This window comes from Basfia succiniciproducens, from assembly GCF_011455875.1.
Taxonomy (GTDB): domain Bacteria; phylum Pseudomonadota; class Gammaproteobacteria; order Enterobacterales; family Pasteurellaceae; genus Basfia; species Basfia succiniciproducens.
Genome location: NZ_CP015031.1, coordinates 931,085 through 948,829 on the forward strand (window position 1 = coordinate 931,085; position 17,745 = coordinate 948,829).

Genomic DNA, 17,745 nt, shown 5'->3' on the forward strand with positions numbered 1-17,745 from the left:
AAAATTTCCTTTGAAGCTAGGTCGTAAAAGGGCTAATGACACTTACCAAGTTAATCGTTTGCGTACCTTGAAAAATCTGATGAAGATAAAATATCGACAAAATTTAAAATAAAAAAACAGCACGATTTTTAACAAAATTCATGCTGTTTAAAACTCATCCAACCACTTAAAATTTACAATTTTTCGTGTTTGCAACTGAAAAAAACAGTTAACTCTTCATAAATACTTTTCAATTAATGAAAGAAATTGCTTTGCATTTAAAAAGCCGGTAATACGGGAGTTAACAATTTCATTCCCCTGCCGGTCAAAGAAAATAATCGTCGGCAAACCCAATACGGATAGTTTTTCCATTAATTCGGCATTTTCAGGGCTATTTTTAGTCATATCCACCTGAAGCAATAAAACCTGTTCAAACTTATGTTTAACATCGGGATGAGAAAAAGTATATTTTTCAAATTCTTTGCAAGCTACACACCAATCGGCATAAAGATCCAACATGGCAATGGCTTTAGGATTACTGGTTAACGCCTGCTTTAGTTGCGCATAGTTATTGATCTGCTTAAAACGCGTCGAAGATGAAATTTCCGATTTTTCCACCGCACTTTGAGGATTACCAGCAGGAGCCGAATAATCACCCCAGATAAAATTCTGCAACGGACGAACGGCAATCATCGCTAAAATAAGAAATAAAATCCGCAGCGACCGGCCTAATTTTCCTTTTGGCATAGAAAATGAAAGCCAGGCAAAAAAACTCACCGTCAACAATGACCAAAGCAGATTTTCCCACATACCCGGCAGTACCCGAGCAAGCAGAAATACAGGTAATGCAAGCAATACAAAGCCGAAAGCGGTTTTTACTTTTTCCATCCATGCGCCGGATTTCGGTAGAATCCGATTACCGAATACCGTGATGAGTACCAAAGGCATCCCCATACCAAGGGCTAACAAATAAAGGGTAATAGCACCGAAAAATAAATCACCGGTTTGCGCCACATAAAGCAAGGCACCGGACAACGGCGCCGAAGTGCACGGCGAGGCTATTAATCCCGCAATCATGCCCATAATAAATACCCCGCCTAAGGCGCCGCTCTGCTGTTTTTGGCTGAATAAAGCTAATTTTGTTTGTAACGAACTAGGTAACTGCAGGTTAAATAAGCCGAACATAGAAAGCGCTAAAAGCACAAAAACAGCGGAAAGCGTCACCAATACATAAGGGCTTTGCAAGGCAACCTGAAACGGCAGCCCGATTGCAGCGACAATCAAGCCAAGCAAAGTGTAGGTCAATGCCATACCTTGTACATAAACAAAACTTAATAATAACGCACGCCCTGTGCTTGCTCGTTTTCCTTGCCCGATAACGATAGCGGACAACAGCGGCAACATCGGCAAAACGCAAGGCGTAAAGGCAAGACCAATGCCCAGCAGAAAGAACCCAAATACCGCATATTTACTTTTTAACAAATTTTGAGACAGGCTGTCCTGAGCCGTCAACGTTTGTGATTCCTGCCCTATAGGCAAGCTAGCTAATTCAAGCACTGTAGTTTCGGGCGGATAACAAAAACCTTTCGTACACCCTTGATAAGTGACTTCCAGCCGACTTGCCGCATTTTGTTCATTAACGGGAACCGCAAGAAATAATTCATGACGAAAAATCTCTGTTTCGCCAAAAAATTCATCCTGATGTTTATCGGCTTGCGGATAGATAATTTCACCGATTTTGCTGTTTTCGCCGGTAATACGCAGTTCTTTTTTATAAAGATAATAATTATCCGCAATTTTCCAGTGTAAGTTTATTTGCGCATCTTGCTTATTTGCCGACAAAATAAAAGCTTCATGAGGCTTTAAAAACTGGGGTTTGCCGGTAAAAAGCCCACTATGCGCAACAAATGTTGTCAAACTTAAAATCAAAAAAAGTAAAAAATTTCTCATTAGCCAAACAATATCAAAAAGGGAAACTAAGCGGGAATTCTAGCATAAGATAATGAATAAAAAAGTGTAATTTCTACGGATAAGCTAAAACGGCCAGGTATTTTTATCTATTTGATAATCAAAAGATTAAATACGGACTCTATATCACCGACAATTACACTCGGATCCGGCAATTCGCCTTTTTCCACAAAATAGCGAATGGTTCCCAGTGAAACAATAGCAAATAAATAACCTTGAAAATCCAGTTCTTCACTGCTTTGAGGCTGCTCTCTTACCGCTTGCTTAATATATTCTTCTTTAATAACCAGCGCTAAATCTTTATATAAATGAATGCGAGGGTTCTCAATTTTACCGATTAAATGAATTAAATCGCGATGTTGCCAAAAAATGGGCACCATTTTTTGCGCAAATTCGGTGGTAGGAATCGAAAATCGGTTTTCAAAGTTTTCCGTTAACAATTGTTTAATCTCATCAACCAGCATAAGCGCGACCGCATGCTTATTTTGAAAATGCTTATAAAAAGTAGAACGGTTAATTTGCGCGCGGTCCAAAATATCCTGTACCACAATATGTTCAAACCCTTTTTCTTCCAATAATTCTAAAAATACGTGCCGAATAAGCCCTAAGGTTTTTGTTATGCGGATATCCTGTTTCAATGCCTGTATTCTCCCTTTCCCTCAAATAACCGACAATTTAGCTAATTTTGTAGGAATAAGCAACATTTTGTCGGTTTTTGATGGTTGAGCTTGACCGCCTTGCTTTTTATAATTCGTAAATCTGTCAGTTTAAAAAGGAATCACCATGAAAGCGAAATATGTTGTTGCCATACTTGCGGCGGTTGCCGTTGCGGGCGGAACCATCTGGTATAACGCTCAATTAAAAGCCGAGAAATTAGCCGGTATTGCCGCTGTCAACGGCCGTTTAGAACTGAAACGACTGGATATTGCCACGCTATATGCGGGGCGGGTGGAAGAAATGTACGTGCAGGAAGGCGATGAAGTGCAACCCGGGCAAAACCTTGCCCGTCTTTCTTCCAGCATCTCACAAACCCAGGTGGACGCCGCCAATGCGCAAAAACAACGGGCGCAGGAAGCCGTCACCCGTGCCGTCGCGCAAATCGATTCCCAGCAGCAACAGCTTAAAGTAGCGAAATTAGAATTGGATAACGCGCAAAAATTGCGCCGTGATAATCTGGTGTCTGCCAGTGAATTAGAACGCCGGCAGGCAAATTATCGTGCAGCGGTAGCGGCGGTAAATACGGCGAAAGCCGCTAAAGCGGAAGCGGATGCCGCCGTGAATCAGGCTCAGGCCCAATTGGAACAGGCCCTATCGCAAAACAGCGACATGCTGATCAAGGCGCCGAAAGCAGGCTGGGTGGAATATCAAATTGCCGAAGTGGGAAACGTACTCGGCATCGGCGGTCGCGTAGTGAGTCTGCTGGATCCCACCGATACTTATATCAATGTGTTCTTAACTTCCGCTCAATCCAATCAGGTCAAGGTGGGCGAAGAGGCGCGCATTGTGGTTGACGGTATGAATGCGGTTTTCCCGGCTAAAATCACCTATGTTGCGGCGGATGCGCAATTTACGCCGAAATCGGTGGAAACCACGGAGGAACGGGCAAAATTAATGTTCAAAGTGAAATTGCAGATTCCCGCCGAAATCGCCCTTCAATACAATAAACTGCTGAAAGGCGGTATGACCGCATTGGGTTATGTGAAATACGGACAAGAGGCGCTATGGCCGGAAAATCTGACCGTGAAACTTCCGCAAGGTGAATAAAGATGGCGGATACATTACTTGCCGTGCAGGTGGATAAGCTTAAACATTGTTACGGAAAAACCACCGCACTTTGCGACCTGTCATTACAGATTCCGCGCGGTAAAATCATCGGCTTGATCGGTCCCGACGGCGTGGGTAAATCCACGCTGTTGTCGCTGATTGCCGGCGTAAAAATTATTCAATCCGGCAGCGTAACCGTCTTCGGTCTCAATGTAGCGGAAAAAAAGGCGCGCGACCTGTTATCCCACAAAATTGCCTTTATGCCGCAGGGTCTGGGTAAAAATCTTTATCTGACTTTATCAATTTATGAAAATATTGATTTTCACGCCCGTCTTTTCGGGCTGCCCAAAGCCCATCGCAAAGCGCGCATCGAACGTCTTTTAAACGCGACCGGTCTGGCGCCCTTTGCGGATCGCGCGGCGGGCAAACTGTCCGGCGGAATGAAACAAAAGCTCAGTCTTTGTTGCGCCTTGGTACACAGTCCCGATTTACTTATTTTAGACGAACCTACCACCGGTGTAGACCCCCTCTCCCGTCGCCAATTCTGGCAATTGGTGGAGGATCTGCGTCGGGAAACGCCGGGCATGACGGTGATCGTCGCGACCGCCTATATTGACGAGGCGGAAGGTTTTGAACAGGTCATTGCCATGGATGACGGCAAGCTGATTGCCTATAAGCCGACCAAACAGCTGATTGCGGAAACCGAAAGCGAAAATCTGGAACAGGCCTATGTAAAATTGCTGCCGGCGGACAAACGCGGGTCGGGGAAGGGCTTGACCATCCCGCCTTTCGAAGTCGATGCGAACGAGCCGCCCGTTATTGTTGCGGAAGGATTAACCAAACGTTTCGGCGATTTTACTTCGGTGGATAATGTCAGTTTTACCATTCCTAAAGGGGAAATCTTCGGCTTTTTGGGTTCCAACGGCTGCGGCAAATCCACCACCATGAAAATGCTCACCGGTTTACTCGACCCTAGCGAAGGTACGGCAACCTTATTGGGACAGCCCATTGACGCCAGCAATATAGATACCCGCAAACGAGTGGGTTATATGTCGCAGGCATTCTCGTTATATGAAGAATTGACGGTACGCGAGAACCTGGAATTGCACGCAAAACTGTTCCAGATTCCGCCGGCACAATGGAATACCTATGTTCATTCCGCCATGGAACAATTCGATCTCGCCGATCTGGCGGATGAAAAACCCTCTTCCCTGCCCTTGGGCATTCGTCAGCGTTTACAACTCGCCGCCGCCTGTTTGCACAAACCCGAACTGTTAATTTTAGACGAACCCACCTCCGGCGTGGATCCTGCGGCACGGGATATGTTCTGGGAATATTTGATTAAACTCTCCCGCGAGGATCGCATCACCATTTTCGTCACCACCCATTTTATGAACGAAGCCGCCCGCTGCGACCGCATTTCCTTTATGCACCGCGGACGCGTACTGGCTGTAGGAACGCCGGAAGAATTACGAACCGGCAAAAATGCAGCGACCCTGGAAGAAGCTTTTATCATTTATCTGGAAGAACAGGCGGACGACATTACCGCGCCAAGCAATGAAACCGGCCAAAGTGCGGTCAAAAATGACGAAGTTTTACCGCCAGCTGAAGGATTATGGACATGGTGGTCTTTAATCTGGACCTTTGCCGTGCGTGAAGGTAAAGAGCTGCTGCGGGATAATATCCGCTTATTCTTTGCTTTTTGCGGACCAATTATTATGTTGATGGCAATGGCGGGCAGCATTTCCTTTGATATTAATCCGTCAAACTTCAAAGTATTGGATCACGATAACAGTTCCGCAAGCCGTAAGTTTGTAGAATACTTCACCGGTTCGCCATATTTCATCAGACAGGCGGATCTTCATTCGGTGGATGAAATCAACCCGGCCCTGCAGACCGGCGAAATCAAATTAGTGATTGAAATCCCGATTGATTTCGGCAAGAAAATGTTAAACGGTCAACAACCTGAAGTGGGGCTGTTTATTGACGGTGCCTTCCCTTCCGTAGCGGAAAATCTAAACGGTTCCGCCTCCGGGGTGATTCGCCAATATATAACGGAAACCCTGAAAGAACAGGGATTTAACCCTCCGTCTAACGCCGCCACCGAGACTCGTTTCGTTTATAATCAGGACTTTAAAAGTGTTTATGCGATAACGCCGGGCATCATTATGCTGGCGATGATTTTAATTCCGGCAATGATGACGGCTCTCGGCGTAGTACGGGAACGGGAAATCGGTTCGATTATGAACTTGTACGGTTCACCGGCCTCCAAACTTCAATTTTTACTGGGCAAACAATTACCCTATATATTACTGTCTTTTCTCAGTTATCTGCTGTTAGTGACGGTATCCATTGTGATCTTTGGCGTCCCCATTAAAGGCTCGATATTTGCGATGTTTTTCGGCTGCTTGATAGGCATTTGCGCTTCAACGGCATTCGGTTTATTCGTTTCCAGTTTTGTCAAATCGCAAGTCGCTGCAATTTTTGCCACCGCCATTATCAGCATTGTACCAGCCATTAATCTGGCGGGGATCTTCTATCCGACTTCTGCGTTGGACGAACATTTGTTAATGGTATCCCAAATATTCCCCGGCGCATGGTTTCAAAATATCAGTCTGGGCGGTTTCACCAAAGGATTGGGATTTGCCGAATTAAGTTCGAATTATCTTCAGCTGGCTATTATCTATGCAATGTATATTAGTCTTGCCGTGCTGTTCTTAAAGAAACAGGAGAAATAAAATGTCACGTTGGTTAAAAAATGTCTTTTTTCTCTGCGGTAAAGAATTCAAAAGTTTATTTAGCGATCTTACTTTGCTGATTTTAATCATATATATGTTTACGGTCGCCTTAGTTACCGTGGCAAATCTGCCGACTACAGAAGTAAAAAATGCCTCTGTCGGGATTGTCGATCATGATCATTCCGCCCTTTCCTATCGTTTAAAAGATGCGTTACTCAAGCCCTATTTCAAAAAAGTCGAACATATTTCACAAGAACAGATTGACGATTTAATGGATAACGGTAATTTTACCTTTATCATCGATATTCCGCCTAATTATCAGCAGGATATCTTAGCCGGTCATAATCCGACCGTTCAAATTTTAATCGATGCTACAGCCATGACCCAGGCCAGTATCGGCTCATCTTATATTACTCAGATTTTTACCGGCGAAGTGAATCGTTTCCTCAAGACGACCAATTCGCCTACGCCGATAAAAACGGCGGTAAATGTGCTGTATAACCCGAATTATTCCAGTAAATGGTTTATGGGAGCGGTTCAGACGGTGGGAAATCTGAATCTGCTCACCATGCTATTGGTCGGTGCCGCGATTATTCGTGAACGCGAGCGCGGCACCATAGAACATCTATTGGTAATGCCCGTGCGTTCCAGTGAAATTGCCGTAGCCAAAGTGCTGGCAAACGGTCTGGTTCTGTTCGTCGTCGCGATGCTCTCGCTCAAATTTGTGGTGCAAGGCTATTTGGCTATTCCCATTACTAATTCGTCTATTTGGTTATTCGGCTTGGGCGTGATTATTTTTATTTTCTCCATCGCCTCGCTGGGTATTTTATTAGCCGTATTTGCCCCCACTATGCCGCAATTCGGCTTACTATGCCTGCCGGTTTATATGGTGATGTATATGCTTTCGGGTACGATGTCTCCCTTAGAAAATATGCCGCAAATCGCCCAATATTTAACCCAGTTTTCGCCGACCACTATTTTAGGTTCTTACGCAAAAGACGTACTGTTCCGGGGCGCCGGTCTGAATATGGTGTGGGACGATTTAGTCAAAATGGCGGCGTTAGGCGCATTATTCTTAGGTATTGCGCTCATGCAATTTAAATCCATGCTTTCCAAACAAGGATAAAAGTGCGGTTAAAAAAACAGTTATTTTTGAATGCCGGCTACGCCGGAAAAAATAATCCGTTATAGGGATGATGAATATTTTCAGCAAATTTTGTAGGATAAATTATGAAATCAATGCATAAACTTTCGCTTATCGCCGTGCTGGTTACTCTTGCAGCCTGCTCAAGCACCAATGTGGATCTCAACTCACAAATTGAAATGCCGGCACAGTTTGAACAAACCGCGCAGGCCACGGGTACCGCTGAGATCACGCAATGGTGGCGCAATTGGAATGATCCCCAATTAACCGCACTGATCGAACAAGGCTTGCAGCAAAACTTAGAGGTCGCCATGGCTAGAAGCCGTTTAGCGGAAGCACAAGCCAATGCGGCTTACACTGATGCGGATTTAGGCCCTTCCGTTTCCGCCAGTGGCAGCGCGAGCGGTTCCCGTGCCAGAGTGGATAATCCCCTGACCGGCGGATCCTCCACCTCTTCCGGCAGCTACCAGTATGCCGCCGTCACCGCAAGCTGGGAATTAGACTTTTTCGGCAAAAAACGAAGCGATCGGGATGCGGCTGAAGCTCAGGCGTTAAGCGCGCAGGATCAGGTGTATGCAGCCCAAATGCTGGTTGCCGGCCAAATTGCCGAAAGCTATTTCAACATCGCCGCCCTGCAGCAACGTCAAGCGGTATTACAACAATATGCGGACGTATTAGGCAAATTAAAAACCTATGTCCAAGGGCGTTTCAACGCCGGCCAGGCCAATGCTAACGACGTATTACAAACGGAAAGCCGTTTAAGCTCAATACAAGCGAATCTGGCGACCTTCGACAGCCAAATTGACAGCAACCGACGGGCCATTGCGATTTTAACCGGCAAACCCGCACAAGGTTTTCGCTTATCCCCGGCGGTCAAAAATCCGTTAATCAACCTGCCGGCGGCACCTGCGGGCGTATTACCGGGCGAAGTACTCGCCCGTCGTCCGGATTTGCATTCTTACCGAAACCAGGTACAAGCGGCGGCGGCAAAATTAGCCAGCGCCAAAGCGGATCTGTATCCGAGATTTGACATTCAATTTATGGGCGGCACGGGTCGCATTGATGTGAATTCCGATATTTCCGAATTAAAAGGCTGGGCGGGCTTGGTCAGCGGCGGAATCAGCCTGCCGATATTCACCAACGGACGAATCCAAGCCAATATTGATGCGGCGGACGCCCGCTTAAAAACCGCATTATTGCAATATGACAAAGCGCTTATCCAAGCCCTTGCCGACGTAGATAACAGCTATCAGGCACAGTTTGCACTAAACCGCCAAATCCGGCTATTACAAACCGCAGCCGCCCAAACACAAAAAAGTGCGGTCAATGCGGAGAAATTATTTCAATACGGTGAAAAAACCTTAAACAATACCCTTTCCGAACGAATCAACGCCCTGAATGCCCGGGAACAACTGATTCAGGCAAGACTCACCCACGCCAAAAATTTAGTCAGCCTATATAAGGCGCTGGGCGGCGGTTGGGTTAAATAAAAAGTGCGGTCAAAAAATCAAAAATTTTGACCGCACTTTTTAATCTAACCTTGCTTGCAATTTTTCACTAAGCGATTGGCGTTCCCGCTCGCTTAAAGCCTCTCCTTTTGCGTTGGTGAGGATAAAAAAATCCTGAGCTTTTTCGCCTATTGTGGTGATTTTGGCATTTTGAATACTTAAATTCAGTTCACTGAACACAAGACTTACATCTGCCAATAGCCCGGCTTTATCCAAAGTGAAAAGCTCCATTTCCGTGTGGGTCGTTTTTTCCGTATTTAGAAATCGTACTTCCGTTTTTACATTAAAATGCTGTAATTTATGATTTTCCGAACCCTGTAACTTTGGCAGTTCGTTTGAGTTTAGTGAGTTTATAATTGCTTTTTCCAGCACTCTTCTTCTATCAAATTTAAGTAACGAACCATCCAATTCCGTTACAATAAAACTATCGAAGGCATAACCGTCTAAGCTGGTAATAATTTGTGCGTCATGAATACTGAGTTTTTTGTTGCCGATAGCGGCGACAACTTTTAAGAATAAATTCGGCCGGTCTTTGCAATAAATGAATACTTCCGTTCCGCCGGCGGAAAAGCGATTACTGATTTTAACCAAAAGTTCGGTTTCAACGCCGGCAAGCAATACCGCATGCCAGGCAAGTTCTTTCGGCGTATTGCGTAAAAAATAATCGCCCGGGCACCGTTTCCAAAGGGATTGAACATCTTCCGTAAAGCCTTGAGACTGCAATATTTCCAGCGCTAATGCCTTATTCTGTTCTTCCTGTTCCTGATTGTCTAAAAGATTATCCATGCCCTGATTGAATTGCTGGTTGGTATATTGATAAAGGCTGGCGAATAAAGAACGCTTCCAACTGTTCCATAAGGTGGTATTGGTTGCACAAATATCGGCGACCGTTAAACAAACGAGATAATTCAGCCGCACTTGATTTTGCACTTCGGCGGCAAAATTCATTACTACTTCAGGGTCATGAATATCCCGCCGTTGCGCCGTAACCGACATAAATAAATGCTGTTTTACCAGCCATTTCATAGTCTCTATTTCACGGCAATCAAAACCGTGCTGTGCTGCAAAGCGGCCCACGTCAACCGCGCCAAGATCCGCATGATTACCACCCCGCCCTTTGGCAATATCATGAAATAAGGCGGCAATATAGATCAATGCCCGATCCGGTAAGGAAGGGAATAATTTTACGCAAAGCGGATGGGCTTCCGCCGTTTCTTCCGACAGGAATGTCTCTAATTTGGCTAAAACCCGCATGGTATGTTCATCTACGGTGTAGATATGGAATAAATCAAATTGCATTAATCCTTCAATGCCTTTCCATTCCGGAATATAAGCGGTCAACACGCCGTATTTGTGCATGGGAATTAGCGCCCGCTCTATCCCTCTTGGTTGAGTGAGTAAGCGTAAAAATTTTTCCCGGGCGGCAGGCAATTCCGATAAATAACCGTTCAATTGCCCTAAAGCCAAATGCAGGAGGCGCAACGTAGAGGAATGCAGTTCCGCTTGGGAATGAATAATTAAATGGCTGAATAAATCCAAAATAGTATCGGGCTGTTGAACAAAACAATCCTCACGCACAAGAAAAATGGCGTTATTGATCATTTGGAAATTATCATCAAGAACCTGGCATTCTTCTTCTCCATTCTCATCCACAAAATGTTCTTTATAATGCTTGGCGAGAATATCGCTGGCTAAAGAAATCGCCTGTAAGGATTGGAAAAAGGCTTTCATCATGGTTTCCACCCCTTGATTTCCCTCCCCCTGATAACCGAGCAATTCGCTGACTTTCACTTGTCGGTCGAACAAAAGGCGATTATCGTAGCGTTTTAAAATCAGGTGTAAAGCGAACCGCACTTTAAACAGAAATTGCTGATTTCGTTCCAGTTCCGCATATTCTTCCGGGTAAATAAAGCCGGATTGCAGGATTTCCTCAAGGCTTAAGGCATTAGAATGGCGCAGAGCAATCCAGTAAATCAAATGCAGATCGCGCAATCCGCCGGGGTTGTATTTGATATCGGGTTCAAGGTTGTAGCTGGTATTGTTATAACGTTGATAACGTTGTTTTTTTTCTTTAATTTTGGCTTCAAAAAATGTTTTCCGCGGCCAGAAATCCTCCCGTCCGACAATAGAACTTAATTTATCGAATAAGGCTTCATTACCCGTCAACAAGCGGCTTTCAAGCAAATTGGTAGCGATAGTAATATCCGCTCTGCCTTGGCTATCGCAATCTTCAAGAGTTCTGACGCTTGCCCCCACATCAAACCCGCAATCCCACACAAACTGAATAAACTCTTCTACTTTTTTCGCTAAATCCGCCGGCATTGGTTGTTCCGTTAAAATCAGAAAATCCAAATCCGATAACGGAAAAATTTCTCGCCGCCCGTAACCGCCTACGGCAATCAGCGCCAGATCCGTCACTTCATGTAATGAAAACTGTCGCCAAAGCCGAATAAGAAAATTATCACAAAACAAAGTGCGGTGAGAAATCAACGAATTTACATCGGCTTGAGCGAAATTTTCCAATTCCGTTTGTTTAAGTTGCTCTTTTTGTTGTTTGATAAGGCCGGGCGTTAATAGACCTTCGACAGACTGGAACATAAAAAATCTCAATATAACTGACTGAATAATGAAATTATTATGACCGATCAAAAAAGGAAAATCACCTAAAAATACGACTTTTTCGACCGCACTTTCAATGACTTATTAGGAGGGTCTGTTTATTATAGACAGGCCCTAAGTTAAACGAACTAAGGCGGGCTATGAACCCGCCTTTGCAATAGAAAGGTTAAACTATAGCAGAAAATTAAGCTTCGGCATTGACCATAATACGGGAAATACGCCCTTCCTTTTCTTCTTCTTCACGAATGGTCATTACTTCGCAACCGGTTTCGGTTACCACTAATTCATGTTCGAATTGTGCGGAATGACTGCGGTCTTTCGTTTTCACCGTCCAGCCGTCGCCCATTAAGCGCACCTCTTTTTTACCCGCGTTAACCATCGGTTCAATAGTGAACACCATGCCCGGTTTTAACACCACACCGCCGTCGTCACCGAAATAATGCAATACTTGCGGTTCCGTATGATATTGATCGCCGATTCCGTGACCGCAATATTCACGCACCACGGAAAAGCCCTGTTTTTCCACATATTGCTGAATGGCTTTGCCGATTTGGTTCAAACGCACACCGGCTCTTACCGCGCGAATTCCCACATAAAGGGCTTCTTGAGTCACTTCGCATAGTAATTTGCTGCGAACGGAGGTTTCGCCGCCAACGATATACATTTTTGAGTTGTCGCCGTAATAACCGTCTTTAATCACGGTAACGTCCAAATTTAAAATATCACCGTTCTTTAAAATTTTATCTTCGCTCGGAATACCGTGACAAACGACGTCATTCAATGAAATACAGGTCGCTTTAGGAAAACCGTGATAACCCACATTAGCAGGCGTTGCACCCTGAACCCGCTCGATATATTCATGGCAAATACGGTCTAATTCGCCGGTAGATACGCCTTCTTTAATATAAGGTTCAATCATCACTAAAATATCTGACGCCAATTTACAAGCAATACGGATTTTTTCTAATTCTGCTTCTGTTCTTAATGGAATTGCCATTATCTCTCTCTTTTATAAATTTATTGTCAAAAAATGTACGCATATGATAACACTTTTTATTTGCAGCCTCCATATTTTAAAAATCGGCAATATCTATAGATTTTTTGGTTGAACGAATTAGTCGGTTATTAGATAATAGCCGATCATTTAGGAACGATTTCAGTTTAGGATAAAATTATGACAGATATGACAATACCTCTTACTTTTACTGACGCTGCGGCAAAAAAAGTAAAAAATTTAATTATTGAAGAAGAAAATCAGGATCTTAAATTACGCGTCTATATTACCGGCGGCGGTTGCAGCGGCTTCCAGTACGGCTTTACTTTTGACGAAAAAGTCAATGACGGCGATTTAACCATTGAAAACGACGGCGTTAAGCTGGTTATCGACCCGATGAGCTTACAATATCTTATCGGCGGTACCGTGGATTATACGGAAGGTCTGGAAGGTTCGCGCTTTGTTGTGCACAACCCGAATGCCACAACGACTTGCGGCTGCGGCTCCTCCTTCAGCATTTAGTTATGGACTTCCAATTCACCCGTTATTTAGGTTCCGTCGAGGCAAAATGTTCCATGGGGCATGAAGCGGTGGCGAACTGGTTTAACAGCGAAGTGCGGTCTGATTCTCAGAAAATTTACACCGCACTTTCCGTTCTCGCGCAAGCAAAAAAGCAATCCTATGAGCAGGAAATTCGTTTAATCGGTGCGGAATACAGCCTTTTCATTAATGCCGATGAGGTTATGGTTAAAGCCAATAATCTGGATATGACGGACAGTTCCGAGCAAGATTTGGAAAAAGATTTTCATTATTATGATGAAGAAAGCATCGCTTTTTGCGGGCTTGAAGATTTCGAAAACTTCTTAACTTCCTATTTGAATTTTATCGCTTAAAATTTCACCGCACTTTTGCTGAAAAACAATTTTCGCAGAAAAGTACCGGCAATGCGCATTTATCAAGGCAAAATCAGTAATATTTTTGCAACTGTGATGGGATAATCGCAATTTCTGCGGTTACCTATGGACTATTTCAAAATTTAGTCTAAAATCTCGCGTTTCTATAGAATCTGTTTATCCCTTTAACGTGAATAAGATAAAAAGGATAAAATAATGAGAATCAAAATATGATTAGTGTATTTGATATGTTTAAAGTCGGCATCGGTCCCTCAAGTTCGCATACGGTAGGCCCGATGAAAGCGGGTAAACAGTTTATCGATGATTTAATTACACAAGGGAACATTGGAAAAATCACCCGAATTCATGCCGATGTGTACGGTTCGCTTTCCATGACGGGGCTCGGGCACAATACGGATATTGCCATTATTATGGGGCTTGCGGGCTACCTTCCGCATAATGTAGACATCGACAGCATTGCCGATTTCATTTCCCGGGTAAAACAGACCGCACTTTTACCTGTTGCCGGAGGTTCGTATACGGTCAACTTCCATTTCAAACAGGATATGCAGTTCCATGATTCCTTTTTATCTCTCCATGAAAACGGCATGACATTAACCGCATTTATGAATGATGAAATCGCTTATCGCCAAACCTATTATTCCATTGGCGGCGGTTTTATTGTTGACGAAGCGCATTTTAATCAAGCGCAAAATGAAGAAGTACCGGTGCCTTATCCTTATAACAATGCGGCGGATATTCTCCGCCATTGCCATGATACCGGGCTGCCGATTTCCACCGTAGTTTTCCGAAACGAAGTGGCATTGCACGGCAAAGAATCCGTCGAACATCATTTATCCCTGATTTGGCAAACCATGCAGGATTGCATTAAACACGGACTAAAAACCGAAGGCTTATTGCCCGGCCCGTTAAAAGTGAGCCGCAGGGCACCCGCATTACATCGTTTATTACAGGCGAACAGTAATCTGAATAATGATCCGATGCAGGTTATCGACTGGATCAATATGTTCGCCCTTGCCGTTAATGAAGAAAATGCGGCGGGCGGGCGCGTTGTTACCGCACCGACGAACGGCGCCTGCGGTATCGTGCCGGCGGTACTTTCTTATTATGAAAAATTTATCTCGCCGCTAAATGCCGAAACCGTCGAACGTTATTTATTGGTTTGCAGTGTAATCGGTTCTCTTTACAAAATGAATGCCTCAATTTCAGGTGCCGAAGTGGGTTGTCAAGGCGAAGTGGGCGTTGCCTGTTCCATGGCGGCAGCCGGCTTAACCGAAATTTTAGGCGGAAATCCCGAACAAGTATGTATTGCTGCGGAAATTGCTATGGAACACAATTTAGGTTTGACCTGCGACCCCGTTGGCGGGCAGGTTCAAGTACCTTGCATCGAGCGTAACGCCATTGCCTCCGTAAAAGCCATCAATGCCGCTCGCATGGCGCTACGCCGAAGCACTAATCCGCGCGTAACTTTAGATAAAGTCATCGAAACCATGTACGAAACCGGCAAAGATATGAATGCAAAATATCGGGAAACTTCAAAAGGCGGGTTGGCAATTAAAGTGGTATGTAGCTGACAAATCCCCGCACCGCTTTAAATAATCCGGGCGTTTCCCGCTAAAATTTCACAAAAACGTACCGCACTTTTACTGATAGTTCACGGATAAAAGTGCGGTACGCTTTTTCAAAATTTCATATCTTTAGCGTTTTCTTTATTAATTCTATGATAGAATTTCTTTCGATATTTTTATGAGAAACGGGTCAATAGAATGTCAACCGAGCAAGACAAATCCGCACAAAACAATACATCGAACAAACCGGCTAAAACCCTGCAAAATAAAAAACGCCGTTTTACCCTTTTTATGGCAAAACTGGCATTTACCGGCGCTTGTTTAATCGGCGCCTACGGTATTTATTTAGACGGGCAAATCCGTTCAAAAATGGACGGCCAAATTTGGCGTTTGCCCGCTGAAGTTTACAGCCGCATTGAGAGTATTCGTTTAGAAGATAATTGGTCGTTGGACAAAATTAAGCAAACCTTATTGGAAAACGATTATCGTCAAACCACTCTGGTTGCCGCGCCCGGCGATTTCAAAATTGAAGATAACAGCATTGTGTTGATTCGCCGCGCCTTTCCGTTTCCCGAGCAAGCAGAAGCGCAACGGGTTTTCCGCCTGCGCTTTACGGACAACAAACTTAGTGTAATTGAAGATTTAATCAATCTAAAAGCGATTAATGAATTCAAATTATCGCCTAAATTAATCGCCATGCTGCAATCCGAGAAAGAAGAGCGTCTTGCGATTCCGCTGCAAAACTATCCTCGTTTATTAATTGATGCGCTACTTCTCACTGAAGACCGCAATTTTTATCAGCACGAAGGTATTAGCCCGCTCGGTATGGCCCGCGCTATGATTACGAATATTCGCGCCGGTCATACGGTGCAAGGCGGCAGTACGCTCACCCAGCAGTTAGTAAAAAACCTTTTTTTAACCAACGAACGTTCTATTTCCCGCAAAATTCACGAAGCCTTGATGGCTATTTTGTTAGACTTTCGTTACGATAAAAACACCATTTTGGAAACCTACCTTAATGAAATTTATTTAGGACAGAGCGGTGATATTCAAATTCACGGATTCGAATTAGCCAGCCATTTTTATTTCGGTTTGCCTATTAGAGAAATCAGTCTTGATCAAATTGCCTTACTTGTGGGTATGGTTAAAGGCCCGTCTTTATACAATCCTTGGCGTAACCCCGGCTACGCGTTGGAGCGTCGCAATGTGGTATTGCGCTTGTTACTGGAGCATAAAATCATCGGGCAGGAACTTTACGATATGTTGAGCAAGCGTCCGTTAGGCGTGCAGGAAAAAGGAAAAATCACAAGAAATTATCCGTCTTTTATTCAAACCTTGCAGGCGGAACTGCGGGATAATCTGGGCGAAAACCGTGAAAATAAATTACTAGGCGCCCGTATTTTTACCACCTTGGATCCTAAACAACAACGTGCGGCGGAACAGGCGGTAGTGAAAGCAACCGGCGAATTACAGCTCAAAACAAAAAATCCCGATTTACAGGCGGCCATGATTATTGCCGATTATAAAAGCGGGCAGATTTTGGCTATTGTCGGCGGCACGCAAATTCAATATGCCGGCTTTAACCGCGCGTTTATGGCGAAACGACAAATCGGTTCATTGGTAAAACCTTCGGTTTATTTAGCCGCACTTTCCGAACCGGATAAATTCCGTTTGAACACACCGTTAAATAACCGCCCGATCACTATCACCATTAAAGGCAGTCCGCCTTGGTCGCCACGCAATTATGACAATCGTTTCAGCGGTTCGGTGATGTTAATTGATGCCTTGGCCCGCTCTTTAAATGTGCCAACCGTTAACCTGGGTATGAAAACAGGGCTTAAAAAAGTAATCGAAACCCAGCAGGCAATGGGCTGGGATAAAGTCAATATCCCTAAAGTACCCTCTATGTTACTGGGTTCGTTGCAAGTATCGCCTTATGATGTAACAAAGTTGTATCAGACCATTGCCAATAACGGCGGCAAGGTTCGGTTAACAACAATTCAAAGCATTACGGACAGACAAGGTAACCTGCTTTATCACCATGATAACAATGCCGAACAAGTAGTGCCGGAAGAAGCCGCTTATCAAACGCTGTATGCCATGCAACAGGTAGTAGATCGAGGCACCGCGCGTAGTTTAATGGAAAACTTCGGACAATATCATTTGGCCGGTAAAACAGGTACGACGAATGACGCCCGTGATACTTGGTATGTGGGCATTGACGGGCAAAACCTTGCGACGGTTTGGGTCGGTCGCGATGATAACGGCGAAACCAAACTCACCGGTGCAAGCGGCGCGCTTTATCTTTATAAAGATTATTTAACAAGAGTACCGGTTAAAACCTTAAAGTTAACTAAACCCAAAGGTATTAAATTCGTCGGCATTAACAGCTATGGCGGTTGGAATTGCGATAATCCGATCCGCACCATTCCGGTCTGGGCGGGAAAAGATCAGGTTTTCTGTGCGCCGACACCAAAACCCGCACCGGTTGAACAAGCTCAACCTGCGGTAGTTGAAGAAGCCGCGCCGGCTCAATAAATCTTATATAA

Annotated in this window: 12 protein-coding genes; 8 read left to right on the forward strand and 4 right to left on the reverse strand. The window is 44.4% G+C overall.

Features of this window, described 5'->3' with window-relative positions; translation table 11 throughout:
• Positions 1–216 precede the first annotated feature (216 nt).
• Both A4G13_RS04145 and A4G13_RS04150 read right to left on the reverse strand, forming a co-directional pair.
• The gene (locus A4G13_RS04145) at positions 217–1,929 is read right to left on the reverse strand and encodes a protein-disulfide reductase DsbD (RefSeq protein WP_090653892.1); all 1,713 of its coding nucleotides are present in this window, start codon (positions 1,927–1,929) and stop codon (positions 217–219) included.
• Between the two features lie 107 nt (positions 1,930–2,036).
• Positions 2,037–2,585, reverse strand: coding sequence for a TetR/AcrR family transcriptional regulator (locus A4G13_RS04150; protein WP_011200474.1), 549 nt, complete (start codon positions 2,583–2,585; stop codon positions 2,037–2,039).
• A 145-nt stretch (positions 2,586–2,730) separates the two neighbouring features.
• Between A4G13_RS04150 and A4G13_RS04155 the strand changes: the two genes are divergently transcribed.
• The 4 genes from A4G13_RS04155 to A4G13_RS04170 all read left to right on the forward strand — a co-directional run bounded on the left by A4G13_RS04155 (position 2,731) and on the right by A4G13_RS04170 (position 9,083).
• Positions 2,731–3,711 carry an HlyD family secretion protein gene (locus tag A4G13_RS04155; RefSeq protein WP_011200475.1) on the forward strand — a complete coding sequence of 327 codons (981 nt, stop codon included), beginning with the start codon at positions 2,731–2,733 and terminating at the stop codon, positions 3,709–3,711.
• 2 nt (positions 3,712–3,713) lie between these two features.
• A complete protein-coding gene (gene rbbA / locus A4G13_RS04160) occupies positions 3,714–6,449 on the forward strand; it encodes a ribosome-associated ATPase/putative transporter RbbA (RefSeq protein WP_090653895.1) in 2,736 nt (911 codons plus the stop codon).
• A gap of 1 nt (position 6,450) precedes the next feature.
• On the forward strand, positions 6,451–7,575 hold the full coding sequence (locus A4G13_RS04165) for an ABC transporter permease (RefSeq protein WP_090653896.1): 1,125 nt from the start codon (positions 6,451–6,453) through the stop codon (positions 7,573–7,575).
• Between the two features lie 104 nt (positions 7,576–7,679).
• Positions 7,680–9,083, forward strand: coding sequence for an efflux transporter outer membrane subunit (locus A4G13_RS04170; RefSeq protein ID WP_090653898.1), 1,404 nt, complete (start codon positions 7,680–7,682; stop codon positions 9,081–9,083).
• Between the two features lie 39 nt (positions 9,084–9,122).
• Here the strand turns inward: A4G13_RS04170 and glnD are convergent, their stop codons facing one another.
• A complete protein-coding gene (gene glnD, locus A4G13_RS04175) occupies positions 9,123–11,699 on the reverse strand; it encodes a bifunctional uridylyltransferase/uridylyl-removing protein GlnD (RefSeq protein ID WP_090653900.1) in 2,577 nt (858 codons plus the stop codon).
• Between the two features lie 205 nt (positions 11,700–11,904).
• Positions 11,905–12,717 carry a type I methionyl aminopeptidase gene (map, locus tag A4G13_RS04180; RefSeq protein WP_090653902.1) on the reverse strand — a complete coding sequence of 271 codons (813 nt, stop codon included), beginning with the start codon at positions 12,715–12,717 and terminating at the stop codon, positions 11,905–11,907.
• Positions 12,718–12,894: 177 nt separating this feature from the next.
• On the opposite strand from map, the gene erpA reads away from it, so the two are divergent.
• From erpA to mrcB, 4 genes are all read left to right on the forward strand, one after another.
• Entirely contained in the window at positions 12,895–13,236 is a 342-nt protein-coding gene (erpA, locus tag A4G13_RS04185; RefSeq protein WP_011200481.1) for an iron-sulfur cluster insertion protein ErpA, read from the forward strand.
• A gap of 2 nt (positions 13,237–13,238) precedes the next feature.
• A complete protein-coding gene (locus A4G13_RS04190) occupies positions 13,239–13,607 on the forward strand; it encodes a YacL family protein (protein ID WP_090653904.1) in 369 nt (122 codons plus the stop codon).
• Positions 13,608–13,837: 230 nt separating this feature from the next.
• Positions 13,838–15,202: an L-serine ammonia-lyase gene (locus A4G13_RS04195; RefSeq protein ID WP_090653906.1), complete on the forward strand. Its 1,365-nt coding sequence runs from the start codon at positions 13,838–13,840 to the stop codon at positions 15,200–15,202.
• A 192-nt stretch (positions 15,203–15,394) separates the two neighbouring features.
• Entirely contained in the window at positions 15,395–17,734 is a 2,340-nt protein-coding gene (gene mrcB, locus A4G13_RS04200; RefSeq protein ID WP_090653907.1) for a penicillin-binding protein 1B, read from the forward strand.
• The last annotated feature ends 11 nt before the right edge of the window (positions 17,735–17,745 follow it).

Bases quoted from the DNA above. Each gene is read 5' to 3' on its own strand.
- map (WP_090653902.1), bottom strand. From the start codon at position 12,717: ATGGCAATTCCATTAAGAACAGAAGCAGAATTAGAAAAAATCCGTATT.
- A4G13_RS04170 (WP_090653898.1), top strand. From the start codon at position 7,680: ATGAAATCAATGCATAAACTTTCGCTTATCGCCGTGCTGGTTACTCTT.
- rbbA (WP_090653895.1), top strand. From the start codon at position 3,714: ATGGCGGATACATTACTTGCCGTGCAGGTGGATAAGCTTAAACATTGT.
- A4G13_RS04155 (WP_011200475.1), top strand. From the start codon at position 2,731: ATGAAAGCGAAATATGTTGTTGCCATACTTGCGGCGGTTGCCGTTGCG.
- erpA (WP_011200481.1), top strand. From the start codon at position 12,895: ATGACAGATATGACAATACCTCTTACTTTTACTGACGCTGCGGCAAAA.
- A4G13_RS04165 (WP_090653896.1), top strand. From the start codon at position 6,451: ATGTCACGTTGGTTAAAAAATGTCTTTTTTCTCTGCGGTAAAGAATTC.
- A4G13_RS04195 (WP_090653906.1), top strand. From the start codon at position 13,838: ATGATTAGTGTATTTGATATGTTTAAAGTCGGCATCGGTCCCTCAAGT.
- glnD (WP_090653900.1), bottom strand. From the start codon at position 11,699: ATGTTCCAGTCTGTCGAAGGTCTATTAACGCCCGGCCTTATCAAACAA.
- A4G13_RS04145 (WP_090653892.1), bottom strand. From the start codon at position 1,929: ATGAGAAATTTTTTACTTTTTTTGATTTTAAGTTTGACAACATTTGTT.
- mrcB (WP_090653907.1), top strand. From the start codon at position 15,395: ATGTCAACCGAGCAAGACAAATCCGCACAAAACAATACATCGAACAAA.
- A4G13_RS04190 (WP_090653904.1), top strand. From the start codon at position 13,239: ATGGACTTCCAATTCACCCGTTATTTAGGTTCCGTCGAGGCAAAATGT.